The following is a 12,488-nucleotide window of genomic DNA, read 5'->3' as shown; positions in this document are numbered from 1 at the left end:
GTTTATCAACTTTACAAAGTTAGTTAATTGTAAAGTGAACTGCATGTAGAAATGTTATTTTTTAATTGCAGAAACTTCTGTTTCTGTAATCATTTTTTCGTTTTTATTGCCCCAACTATTGGTTACGTAATTCATAACATCGGCAATTTCATCATTCCCTAAACCCAGGGGTGCCATATAGCCATTGTAGGTTTTGCCATTAACAATAATCTCACCTTTTTGTCCGTATTTAACACCTTTGATACTTCCTTGTAGATTTTTCATCAAATAATCTGATTTAGCTAAAGGGGGATACACATTTTCAACACCTTCACCGTTTGGTAAGTGGCAGGTAACACAAAAATCTTCATATACCAAACTACCTCTTTCTATACTTTCTTCCAAAGCTTTATTTTGACTAAAGCAACTTGAAAATGTTGAAATGGTTAATGAAATAAAAATGAGGAATGGTTTCATTTAATTTATTTTTTAGGAACAATTTTCATAATACCTTTACCTTCAATGGCTACATAAATATAGCCATCAGGCCCTTGAATAACGTTTCTAACGCGACCGGTACCTTCTAATAATTTTTCACGTTTAATTACGTTATTATTTTCTAAAACCAATCGCTCTAAGTATTCAAATTTTAATGAACCTACTAAAATATTGCCTTTCCATTCGGGATAGATATCCGATGAAACGAAAGCCATACCGCTGGGGGCAATAGATGGAACCCAATAAAAAAGAGGCTGTTCCATACCTTCTTTTTCAGTGATATCGGTAAATGGTGTACCGCTGTAATTGATGCCATATGAAATTACTGGCCAACCATAATTTTTTCCTTTTTCTACAATGTTTATTTCGTCACCTCCTTTGGGCCCATGTTCATTAACCCAAATAGCGCCTGTATAAGGGTTTTTTGCCATGCCTTGTGGATTTCTATGGCCATAACTAAAAATAGCTGTTTTCGCATTTTCTATTTCAACAAAAGGATTATCTGAAGGAACCGAACCATCATCATGTAATCTATAAATTTTACCACAATCTCTGGTGATATCTTGGGGGTTAACGTCTCGCTCACCGCGTTCCCCTATGGAAAAGTATAAATAACCCTCGTTGTCAAATTCTATTCGAGAACCAAAATGCTGACCTCTTTTGGTATTTGGGCCCGCTTTGTACAATAATTGTTTTTCAACTAGTGAAAGACCATCTAATTTTGCTCTCATTAGCGCTGTGTTACCTCCATCGCCTTCACCTTCAGATGATGCATATGTGAAGTAAATCCAACCGTTATTTTTGTAATCTGGGTGGGTTTTAATATCTAGAAAGCCACCTTGACCTCGAACATAAATATCGGGAACACCATCAACAAGATTTTTTTTGCCATCTTTAAAAAGAATGAGTTCACCAGTTTTTTCGGTAATAAGCATACTTCCGTCAGGTAAAAATGTCATTCCCCATGGAATATTTAAATCAGCAACTACCAATTCGGATGTATAATTAATATTTGTTGGTGATTCAGCTTTCACCTCCGATTCTTGTTGTTGTGCACAAGCGCTAAGAGAAATAAAAACTAATATGAGTAATGAATGTAGATTTTTCATGTTATTTTTAAAAAATGCATTAAAATTTATAATCTAAGTTAATTCCTGTAAAATAATTTATTGGGTTCCCAGGATAATAATAACGTGGTGCACTGCCACCAAACCCTGTTGCGTTTATAAGGATTTGCGACGCGTATTGCTCCTCAAAGATATTGTTTAAGCCTAAGAAAATGTTTAATTTTAGCTTTTTATTAAGATTTGTTACGTGCCCAATTTTTAGATTGGTTAAATTGTATCTGTTAGTATACAAATTATTACTATCTGTTATGGGCATTTTGCCAACATGCTGGTAATTTATATTTCCATAAATACCAAGAGCCGTATCAAAATCAATTCCAAAGTTAAAAATATTTGATGGAACGCCGGTTAAATCATTTCCTGAATAATCATTACCATCATCAATAAACCTTTTAAAGGTAAAATTATTTAGAGAGTAAGATAGGAAAGATGTAATCGATAAAGCTTCTTTGGAAATCCATTCATAATTAACATCCAATTCTAAACCATGGTGTTGGGTTTTACCGGCATTAATACCTATATATTGATCCTCTGATATTCTTCTTGAAACTAGCAGGTTCTTGATGTTGAGTTGATATAAAGAGGTATTAATCTGTAATTTATTATTTAACATAGAACCCCGTGTTCCAATTTCAAAATTCCAACCGGTTTCAGGTTTTAAATTGGTATTTATTTGTCCGTCTGGTAGTAAGGTTTCTTGAAGGGAAAGGGGTGAAAATCCATGGCTAATATTTGAAAAAAGACTGATGCTTTTTGAAATTAAATAGGAAACCCCAATATTAGGGGACAATATATTTTTGTATCTAAAGCGCCCAGATTGGTCTGAATTGAGACTTGTAACCAGAAAATTATCTTCTAATATATAGTTTGTTTGGTTCAAATTAAGCCCTAAGGATAAAGTAGTTTTTTCTGACAAGGCATAATTTAATTCTGCAAAAATATTGTAGTAATTACGTTTTTCTTTAAAGTTTGATAACTCATTGCCTTGAACACTTCCAGTTTCGGGCGGAAAATCTTCATATAGGTTTTCAAAGGTTTGATATTTGTAGGTGTCATTAAAAAATTCACCACCTAAAGTCCAGTCCATATTATTACTAAATAGTTCGAAGTTTCCCAATAATCGACTTCTAGCTCCTACTGCAAATGTTTTTTCTTTTAAAATGTTAAATGGTCTTGGTTCATAAGCATCTCTAAAAGATGTGAAAAGACTAGTTGATTGCTTAAGATTACTTTGGTATTGATAATTCCACGATAAACCAAAAATACCTCTGTTTGAATCTTCAAAACCTCGTGATTGTTTCCATGAGAATGCCGCTGATTTTGGATTGTTTAAAAATGCATTTTCGTTTATTGAGCTTGGTATAAAAGCTTTCAATTGCACATAACTTGCTAAGAACGTTAATTCATCTTTTTTGCTTAAAAAATGATTGGAACTTAGGGTGAAGGTTTGCCTTTTGTATTCGTTATTTTCCCGAAAACCATCACTTTGGGTGTTGCTGTAAACCGCTCTAAAACCATTATTTGTAGTACCATGATTAATGTTTAAAAGGCCTTTTTGTAAACCGAAAGAACCCACAGATAATTCACTATTAAAACTTGAATTATTGAGATAGGCATTTTGAGGTGTTAAATGAATAATACCACCTAAACCCGCACCGTAAATACTGGAGGCAGCACCTTTTATAATTTCAAAACGTGATATGGAAGCGAGCTCAAAATCTTCAATAGTTGTTTCCCCACTTCCGTTTGTTAGTGGAATGTCCTTAAAGTATGCCCTGATTTTGGATGTTCCAAAAGGTGTTCTAGAACCAATGCCCCTTATTGTTATGCGGTTTGTGTTTAGGGCACCTGTTTGCATAAAAACTCCCGGAACTCTATTCAGAATTGGCGCAAAATCGGTGTTATTTGAACGCAGAATATCTTTGGAAGTAATGATGTTGATAGATGTTGTTGAATTTTTAATTTTTTTTGGAATTTGATTGGCGTTTATTACAACTTCATTTAGTTGGGAATGGTTTATATTAAGTTGAACAATGTAAAATATATCTTTATTAAATTCCAAGATTTTCTCATAATAGCCTTCTTTTTCAAATGAATAGAATCCGATATTATCCAGTTTAAAAGTACCGTCAATATCAGAGACCACAGTGGTTTTATCCTTGATATTGGTTATTTTTACTAAACCAACGGGTAAGGCATTGTCATCTACTATTTTTCCCGTTATACTTACTTGGCTTACAGCTAGATAAGTATTATTGATAATTAAAAAAGTTAAAATAAAGATTTTTATCCTGTACATTTAAAAGCATGTCACAATTTACAGTTGCTAAATTATCAATTTTAAACAAGAAATAATTTTAAAAAATGTGACACTGAAATGAATAAAAAAAGTATATTTGCAACCCTTATTGATAACCACAATCGGGGTGTAGCGTAGCCCGGTTATCGCGCCGCGTTTGGGACGCGGAGGTCGCAGGTTCGAATCCTGCCACCCCGACAAACTTAGTTATAGGTTGTATTATAAAACACTGAAGGTCTTGGGATTTTCAGTGTTTTTTTTATTATTATGAATATAATATTTTTTAACCTTTGGAGGAGTTATGGAATTTAACCAGTAACATGGAACTAAATATTTTGAGATATTAAGGCTGAAGAGCTATTAAAAATAACCTTTACAAAACTGAATGCTTTGTAAAGGTTAAACTAATTACTAATAAACTAAATTGAACTAAAAGTTTAATTAAACCCTATGTCATCAATGAAGACGACTACATCATTTAAGCCTTGCTCTTGGATGACAAATTGAGTGTATGTTGTACTTCCATTAAGAAGTGTGTCATTAAGCGGGACTGTGTAATGATTCCACTGGCCTGGTGTAGGATTAAAATAATAACCATTTCCCCATTCCTCATTCATAACCAATCTGAATGATGTTGCATCTTCACAATAGATGGAGAATTTTACAACTGAGTATGCTGATAAATCAATATTAGTGCCTCCTAATTGGAAACCTTGATCTGCTGGCATAACATTGCGTATTGAAAATATACCAGTACTTGGGTTAGATGTGTCATCAAAAACAGGAGAGGTCCATCCACCTATCCAATCAGCTGTTAAATTATTTTCAGTGTAAATTTCATAGTTGAAAGTTGGAATGGGCTGTTCATAAGTAACATCTAGACCCACTTCGTCAATATATAATGTATTGGGAGATAAACTGGCATCTCTAATTACAAATTGATCTAGTATTGTTGTCCCATTTGAAATGTTCGTGATTGGAATTGAAACATAGGTCCATTCACCGGCAGGGATGCTTACCGTTTGACCATTATTCCATTGTTCGTTTAATATAAACGTAACAGAAGTTCCATTTTCAGAATATAAAGCTGCATTAACCGTAGAATATTGTGTTAAATCTTCTCCTGCACCACCAATTTGGAAACCATCATCACCTTGATAATCAACTCGAATTGAGTAAATTCCGGATTTTACTTGGTCCGTATTTGAAAAATCTGGTGTAGTCCATCCGCCTATCCAAAATGCTGAATTTAAGGCGTCGTCATAGATTTCATAACCATAAACTGCAGCTCCAGAGGGAGGTAAAGGATAACCCAATGCAGTGGCTTCTGTATCAGGTACCAAAACATTATCAATTTCATGGATTACTCCGTTATTGGCTCCAATATCTGCCGTTACAATCCCCCCATTTGGTGCATTTTCGTGCGTTGGGACAAAAGACATGGACCCTGCATCAAAGGTAATGGACTCTCCATTGAGGGTCTCGATAGTCATTCCGGGAGTTAGTCCGCTTGAAAGGGTAGTTCCAATAGCTAAATGGTACTCAACGAGTTTTTTCAATAAATCCAGTTCTTCAGGAGTATCAAAATCATCTAAACTATCAAAATTATCAATGGTAAGGAAAAACGTAGTGAATGCATTGTTATTAGGTGCAAAAGCAGTGAGTTGGTCTGTGGAAACCTGTGAGGTTAAGCCAACTTTTTCTACTGCCGCTGTAAATGATGTGAAATTTCTATCATCACATCTTTCAACAATGTTAAGTGTTCTGCTTAGGATGGATTGGAAAACAGAATCAGGTAGTAATATTTTATCAACACCATGTATGACCCCGTTTATGGCTTGTATGTCAACTAAATTTATATTACTATTAGTATAGCTCATATCATCTATACTAGCATCAGCACCTATAGAAAAACTCTCACCTTGCAAAGTTGTTTGAGTTGACTCTAAGGCATCTCCAGATAAAAGGTTAGTACTAGCAACCACATGATAAAGTAATACTTCTGTTAAGATGTCCACAGGTATTTCGTCCAATGATGTCCAACCAAAGGCATCTTCAACATCCATCATAAATTTTTCGAAAGCGGCATTATTTGGCGCAAAGACGGTAAAAATATCGGTACCATTTAAGGTATCTATCAAATCAGCTTTTACAAGCGCAGCAGCTAAAGAGGAATAATTTGGGTTGGCTAGGACATGGTCAACCAGAGTAGGCGGAAGTATCACATTATCTGTAACATGTACAATACCGTTTGTAGCTCCTAGATCTTTGCCGTCATTAACAATGGATGCATTAACGTTAAGTTTGATGTCATCTGAATTATTTACAAAAAGGCTAAGTTTAGTGCCATCAGGACCAGAGGCCAAAGATTTTAAATAACCTGTTGTCATAGTTGAAGTAAAATCTGGTCTTGTAGTACTCACAACATGATTTAAAAGCACATTGAGAAGCCCTTCATCAGAAAGAGTAGAGGTATCTACACCGCTGAAAGCAGAATTATTTGGCGCAAAAACCGTGTAGGTAGTTGTGCTTTTTAATGTTTCAATAAGGCCAGCAGCTTCCAAAGCCGATGCCAATGTTGATAAATCCGGATTGTCCGATATGATTTCGGATATGTTCTTAGGGTTTAAGCTCAATCTGTTGTCCAATACATCATCGTCTTTAAAACACGATATAATCAATGTGGTCATCAAAAAGAAGCTTAGTATATGTTTAAATGATTTCATCAATAAATATTTTTAATGTTCGTTATCTTTAATAGCTTTTATGTTTTTACAGGAATCCAAAGTCATCAATATAAAATATATATTGTGATAAACCTGTATTTGACGACTCTTGAAAATCCATTCTAAAAATGGTATCAGGAGCTCCACCGTTTGGATAAAAATCTGCAAGTGGTATAACGTATTTTACCCACTGCCCTGGAATGAGAGGTAAATTTAGTTGTGTTTGAAAATCGTTAAGTGCTAAGTTAACACTATCGCCACTTGCACCTGTTCCATAAAGTGTCACAGAAATAGATTGATAATCGCCAAAATCAATGGTAGTATTTATTGGTAAAAACGTTATTCCAGACCAGCCCTGTCTGATGCTTTTAACCGAGTAGGTCCCAAGTGTTACTTCTGTGGATTGTAAAATATGGGTACCGCCCCATTCGGTTACTATCCAATCTTCATTGAGGCTATCAACATAAACAGAATAACTGAAGCCATAAGAATCAGACCTTGCCACGGCTCCCCTTGATGTTTCTAAAAAAATAAAAGCTTGTTCAACACCGGCTGGAACTTCTGCTTGTACCATACCTGGTGAAACAACGACAAAACTAGCTGGACGTTCTAGCAAATTTCCATTGGCTTCTGATCCGCTAACAAAAGTCACGGATGAGGTTTCGCTAAAATCACCTCCCATTAAGTTAACCACTTTCTTACCATTCACTGTTTCTTCAGTGAATCCAGATATGGTTAGGAGTGAAAAATCATATTCGGTAGTACCAAATAAGTTTTCAACTCTCATCTTGTTGCTTTGATCAAGCACTGGTGCATCCTCTGGCACTTCAACAAATGCAATGCCATCTGTTAAAAGAGCAGGATTGAAGCTAGCTTTTACATCATTAAAATAAATAGCAACAAGTGATGATAGGTTTTTACCTCTGATTATATAGGTGTTTTCTAAAACTCCTTGCGTTACCGTTTTATCTTCTCTAGCCTCGCTAACACTTGATATTTCTGGTGGAGCTTTTGTAAAATTAGGACTTGGTACGTCAAACTCACTTTCACATGATAAAGTTGTGAAGATAGCCGTAAAACATAAAAAACATATGTTTATAAATGCGTTGTTTTTAAAATTAATAATTTTTTTCATAGGTCTTATTTTTTAGTTGAAATCATAGGGTACAGGAGCCTCCAATAATGCTGGATTGTTCTGAGTTTCTACAGTTGGATAAGGGAAAAGTAAATCATCCACCGTGGCTTGGTAAAATTCGGATTGCAAAGCTCCTGTATCACTGTTAAAGGTTCCCCTATCTGTATTGCTTAAGAAGTTTAAGGCTACTGATGGGTCTTGTCTTACCACATCATACCAGAATTCCCATTCAAAAGCCAATTCAATACGCCTCTCTTGAAAAACAGCATCAAGAGTAGGATTAGTAATATTATTCAAACCAGCTCTTCTTCTTACTTTGTTAAGGGATTCGTTACCGCTCGAAATGGGTCCACCTCCGTTAAGTGCAGCCTCAGCATGAATTAGCAGTAATTCAGCATACCTTAGTATATAGGTGTTATTGGGAGTGGAAGTTAGACCACTACCGTCATCTCTTCCCACTGCATACTCTGCACCAACCACATATTTTTTAATTCCGTGCCTGGTACCTTGGAAATCAATGTTATCGGACACTGTGTAACCCCCATTTAAATCTGGATAGAACGCCCCTCTTTCCATGAAGGTTGCATAAAATCTTGAATCCCCATTTTCGTAAGCAGCTAATAAATCGGGTGATATACCAATAGCTGAATAACCGTCAGATCCTCCAGTAAAACCAGAAGGTGCTAATAGGGATTGAAGCCCGTTACCTTCAGAATATCTACTAGAGCTTGTCCATTGAAGAGCAAATATGGATTCAGGGTTATTGTCATTTTCAGGAACAAACAAGTCATAATAACTTCCTGAAGGATCACTGTCTGCGGCGTCACCACCGTATAATTTGAACTCTCCAGAATTAATTACTTCGTCAGCTAATTGATAAGCCATTTGATAGTTTCTTTCATAAAGATATACCTTTGCAAGCATCGCTTTAGCACTTCCACTAGAGACTCTAGCATTGGCATCATAATTAGCTCCTCTAATTTTTGCGTAGCAGTTTTCAACAGCAAATTCTAAATCCTCTTTTATGAATCTGTAAATATCCGAAACTGGATTTCTAGGAACTCTAGGTTCTAAAACTATACTGGCATTATCTTCTATGATTGGCACTGAACCCCAAATCCTAACAATATAAAAATAAGCTACAGCCCTAATGAATCTGGCTTCCCCTAGGGCGTTATTTACAACGTCACGAGAGATGCTTGGGTTTACTGCTAGTGGCAAAGTGTTTATTATGGTATTTGCCTGTGCAACAACTGCAAAAAGTGCTTCCCAGGTTCTACTTATTTGTGCATTATTACCATTTACAGCAAAGTTTACAAAGTCTGCATTTCTAGGATCCCAAGTTCTTGCATTGCCAGAGCTCAATTCACCGAAAACCCAAATAGTATTTTCATTAAAATCATACCATGGGACAGAATAAAGCGCATTGGTTGAGGCAATGACTTGATCTTCGGTTTGGAAGAAGTCTGATACGTTAAAGGAATCTTCAGGCGGTCTATCTAAAAAATCTTCACTGCATGAATTAAAACCTAATGTTAACGTTAAGGTTAATAAGATATATTTTGTTTTAAATAAATTTTTCATTTTCTAATACTTTAAAATTGACAATGATTAAAACTCAACATTAACTCCTAAGGTAAATGTTCTTGGAGATGGATAGCGTCCAGCATCAATACCTGTTAAAAGTGTATTTTGATTGAATGACCCTATTTCAGGATCATAGCCTGAATAGTTTGTGAATGTATATAGGTTTTGGATACTTCCATAAATTTTAAGGAGACTAAACCCAATCTTTTCGGATATTTTAGAATCCAATGTGTAGCCAAGAGTTACATTTTGGATTCTTACATATGACCCGTCTTCAATGTATCTATCGGATATCTCTATGTTTCGAGTATCGTTTCTTGCTAACCTAGGAGCAGAGGCTTCCGGGTTATTTACTGACCAATAATCCAAAACAGATGATAACTGATTTGTAAATGTTCTGTTTCCAGCCGTAAGTAGTCTTCCAATGCCGTTAAACACATCATTTCCATAAGACCCTTGAACGAATACTGATAAATCAAAATTCTTATAATTAAAAGAGTTTTGGAAACCAAACGTGAAGTCTGGATGGGGGTTACCAATAACGGTCCTATCGTTGTCATCAATAACACCATCATTATTTTGATCTTTGAATTTTATGTCTCCAAGCCAAGTGGTAGCGAAAAGGGCATCTTGAAAAGGCCGCCCATATTGTATCGGAGCATCAACAAAATCATCAACTGATCTGAAAATACCTTCTACCTCAAGACCGTAGAAGAGTCCAATGGGATCGCCTTTGCGGGTAATGGTTATATTTTGTTGCCCATCATAGTTGATATTCATGGCCCCATTAATTTGTGGCACATCACCTAAATCAGTAACTTCATTTCTGTAATGTGAAAAGGTTAATGAAGAATTCCAAGAAAAGTCACCTCCTGTTTTAGTGCTGTAATTAAGTGTCACATCAATACCCCTATTTACCATTTCACCTAAGTTTACCCATGGCGGGTTAACGGCTCCAGGTGACTGACCTCCGGTTACAAAGTTTGTAGATGCATATTGAAACAAAAAGTCTTTAGATACTTTGTTGTATAATTCAATAGAGGCGTTCAAACTATTTTTGAATAATGAAAAATCAAAGCCCATATTTGTCTGAGTTGAAGATTCCCATGTCAAGTCTGGATTTGCGAAATTAGATACCAAAAAGCCAGTTCCTAATCCCGTATTCACAGGTCTTAATATAGATCCATAGGCAAAATTTGGGATATTTTGATTCCCTACCTCACCATAACCTCCATATATTTTTATGTTTTGTATAGCATCAAACCCCTCCATAAATGGTTCGTTTGATAATTTCCAAGCCCCCGATATAGATGGAAAATACCCCCATTTGTTGCCTTGGGAGAATTTTGAAGATCCATCTGCTCTCATGGAAGCCGTAATACTGTATTTATTATCAAAAGAATAAATTAACCTTCCAAAATAGGATTCCAATGCTTGGCTAGCTCTAAACTGTGTACTGTTATCAGTTGCATCACCAGTACCTAGTATTGGGAAATCGTTGCCAACAAAGTTCCCATCGGTGGATGTGACGCCACCATAACTGGATTCTTGTGCTTCTGCACCTATCATAGCCGTGACATTGTGTTTGTCATTAAAAGTATTATTGTAAGTTAAAAAGTTTTTGATAATCCAAAAATCATTGTAATTGTTGGCAATGCTTAACGTATTATTGGCAATTTGTATTTCACCATAAGAGTAACGAGGAGTAAACTGGTTATTTAAGCTTTTCCCAAAATCTCCACCAAATTCTGTTCTAAAAGTAAGTTGTTTGTTGATTTGAAATTCAGCATATATATTACCTAGTATGCGATCTCTTATTAGCTTGTTTTCTAAGCTTAGGGCTTTAGCAACTGCATTTTCTGTTCTAAAATCATCATTTAAACTTGGGCCAGCAAAACTACCATCAGGGTTATATACTGCAATGGCGGGGCTATTAAGCAGGGACAGACCTATGATACCATCGCTTCTTCCGTTTAAGGTGATTTTTTCGTTAACTCTACTCGCTGTAAGATTTATACCAACCTTTATTTTATCACTTAATTTTGCATCAATATTGGCTCTTATTGTTGAACGATCGAAACCTGATGCTATAACAGTTCCATCTTGTTTTAAATGTCCACCTGAAATGAAATAATTAACATCTTCATTACCTCCCTGAAAAGATATTTGATGACTTTCCATCATGGCGTTACTGAATATCTCCTGCTGCCAGTTTGTACCAGGTCCTAAAAGCTCGGGATGGGAATATTCAACTATGGGATCTATGTTGTAAATATCATTGATTGCATTCTGAAGTCTTGCGTATTCAGGTAAAGTCATCACATCTAAAATATTGGTTGGCTCTTGTATAGCAACGAAAGAATTGAGTGTAATTTTGGCTTTGCCTTTCTTTCCGCTTTTGGTAGTAATAATAACTACCCCATTAGAACCTCTAGAGCCGTAAATAGCTGTTGCAGAGGCATCTTTTAAAATACTTATACTTTCAATGTCATTCTGGTTTATGGAGTTTAGCGGACTTGATCCTCCTTCCTCAGACTCTCCTGGCACTGGCACACCATCTATTATATACAAAGGCTCACTAGAGCCAGAGATTGAGTTCACCCCTCTTATCCTTACCGAAACTGCAGCCCCTGGCTGCCCCGAGTTTGTAGTTACACTTACACCAGAAGCACGTCCTTGAATCATTTGATCCACACTTACTTGAGGTATTGTCACTAAATCCTCCACTTCAACAGAGGAGACTGCTCCAGAGATTTCCTCTTTCATTTGAGATCCATATCCAATAACAATAATCTCGTTCAAACTTTCAAGATTTTCTTCCAATTGAACATTTACGGTAGAACTTGATTTTACGTTTATCTCTTTGGAAACAAACCCCAAGAAGCTAAACACAACAGTAGCTTCTCCTTTTAACTCTAGCTTGTAATAGCCGTCAAAGTTTGAAACCACTCCATTAGAGGTTCCTTTTTCAATAATGTTTACACCCACCAAAGGCAAACCACTTGAATCAGTTATAGTTCCCTGAATTATGTTTTGGGCCAAAATAATTGGACTCAAGAAACACAAAAAGATAAAACAATAGAAACGTTCACTGATACGAAAAAAGTTATTCGTAGTTAGTTTTCGCATATTCATAT

7 protein-coding genes and 1 tRNA gene are annotated in these 12,488 nt (G+C 35.7%); 1 reads left to right on the top strand and 7 read right to left on the bottom strand.

Annotated elements, in window-relative coordinates:
• Positions 1–54: 54 nt before the first annotated feature.
• Genes ABD963_RS10660 through ABD963_RS10650 form a run of 3 tightly spaced genes read right to left on the bottom strand, consistent with a single transcriptional unit; the run spans position 55 to position 3,903 of the window.
• A complete protein-coding gene (locus ABD963_RS10660; RefSeq protein ID WP_345276951.1) occupies positions 55–456 on the bottom strand; it encodes a c-type cytochrome in 402 nt (133 codons plus the stop codon).
• Between the two features lie 5 nt (positions 457–461).
• Complete coding sequence (locus ABD963_RS10655) at positions 462–1,586, bottom strand: PQQ-dependent sugar dehydrogenase (RefSeq protein ID WP_345276950.1); 1,125 nt, start codon at positions 1,584–1,586, stop codon at positions 462–464.
• Positions 1,587–1,605: 19 nt separating this feature from the next.
• Positions 1,606–3,903 (bottom strand): TonB-dependent receptor family protein, encoded by a 2,298-nt coding sequence (locus ABD963_RS10650; RefSeq protein ID WP_345276949.1) that lies wholly within the window; start codon positions 3,901–3,903, stop codon positions 1,606–1,608.
• Positions 3,904–4,026: 123 nt separating this feature from the next.
• Between ABD963_RS10650 and ABD963_RS10645 the strand changes: the two genes are divergently transcribed.
• A tRNA-Pro gene (locus tag ABD963_RS10645) sits at positions 4,027–4,101 on the top strand.
• Positions 4,102–4,340: 239 nt separating this feature from the next.
• Here the strand turns inward: ABD963_RS10645 and ABD963_RS10640 are convergent.
• The 4 genes from ABD963_RS10640 to ABD963_RS10625 are packed head-to-tail and all read right to left on the bottom strand — an operon-like array spanning position 4,341 to position 12,408.
• Positions 4,341–6,629: a fasciclin domain-containing protein gene (locus ABD963_RS10640; RefSeq protein ID WP_345276948.1), complete on the bottom strand. Its 2,289-nt coding sequence runs from the start codon at positions 6,627–6,629 to the stop codon at positions 4,341–4,343.
• Positions 6,630–6,675: 46 nt separating this feature from the next.
• Positions 6,676–7,764 carry a hypothetical protein gene (locus tag ABD963_RS10635; protein WP_345276947.1) on the bottom strand — a complete coding sequence of 363 codons (1,089 nt, stop codon included), beginning with the start codon at positions 7,762–7,764 and terminating at the stop codon, positions 6,676–6,678.
• A 12-nt stretch (positions 7,765–7,776) separates the two neighbouring features.
• Entirely contained in the window at positions 7,777–9,348 is a 1,572-nt protein-coding gene (locus ABD963_RS10630; RefSeq protein WP_345276946.1) for a RagB/SusD family nutrient uptake outer membrane protein, read from the bottom strand.
• Positions 9,349–9,375: 27 nt separating this feature from the next.
• Complete coding sequence (locus ABD963_RS10625; protein ID WP_345276945.1) at positions 9,376–12,408, bottom strand: SusC/RagA family TonB-linked outer membrane protein; 3,033 nt, start codon at positions 12,406–12,408, stop codon at positions 9,376–9,378.
• Between the last annotated feature and the right edge of the window lie 80 nt (positions 12,409–12,488).

This window comes from Litoribaculum gwangyangense (assembly GCF_039543505.1).
GTDB classification, from domain to species: domain Bacteria; phylum Bacteroidota; class Bacteroidia; order Flavobacteriales; family Flavobacteriaceae; genus Litoribaculum; species Litoribaculum gwangyangense.
Note: the sequence above shows the minus strand (reverse complement) of the source record. Positions and strands in the feature narration are given on the sequence as shown.